This is a genomic window from Mesorhizobium sp. M5C.F.Ca.IN.020.32.2.1, from assembly GCF_004023105.1.
Classification (GTDB): Bacteria; Pseudomonadota; Alphaproteobacteria; order Rhizobiales; family Rhizobiaceae; genus Mesorhizobium; species Mesorhizobium wenxiniae.
The window spans coordinates 1-608 of the sequence record NZ_RZSX01001566.1; the positions used below are offsets into that span (position 1 = coordinate 1).

The 608-nt window shown below is 64.0% G+C and carries 1 protein-coding gene; it reads right to left on the bottom strand.

Annotated features, from left to right (window positions below):
- Window positions 1–608: substrate-binding domain-containing protein (locus EOA86_RS37475; protein ID WP_164892446.1), on the bottom strand; the 608-nt coding region annotated here is incomplete at both ends.

Genomic DNA, 608 nt, shown 5'->3' on the forward strand with positions numbered 1-608 from the left:
GACTTCACGCCGTCCGCGGGCTTGTCGGTCACCAGGTTGACACCGGTGTCGAAGAAATCCTTGCCTTCGGTCGGCTTGGGCTTCGTCCCGTCCTTGGCGAAAGCGGCAATCGCTTCGATGCCGAGTGCCGCCATCTGCAGCGGATATTGCTGTGAGGTCGCACCAATCACGCCCTCGGCGACCGACTTCACGCCGGGGCAGCCGCCATCAACCGACACGATCAGCACATTGCCTTCGAGGCCCACGGCCTTGAGCGCCTGGTAGGCGCCGACGGCTGCCGGCTCGTTGATGGTGTGGATGACGTTGATGCCGGGGTCCTTCTGGAGAAGGTTCTCCATCGCCTTGCGGCCGCCTTCTTCGTTGCCGTTGGTGACATCGTGGCCGACGATACGCGGATCGTCCTCGTCGCCGATCTTGTTGGGGTCTTTCACGTCGATGCCGTAGCCCATCATGAAGCCTTGATCGCGCAAGACGTCGACCGTCGGCTGCGAGGGCGTCAGGTCGAGGAAGCCGATCTTGGCATCCTTCGCCTTGTCGCCGAGCGTCGCGGCGGCCCAGGCGCCGATCAGCTTGCCGGCCTCCAGATTGTCCGTCGCAAAGGTCGCGTC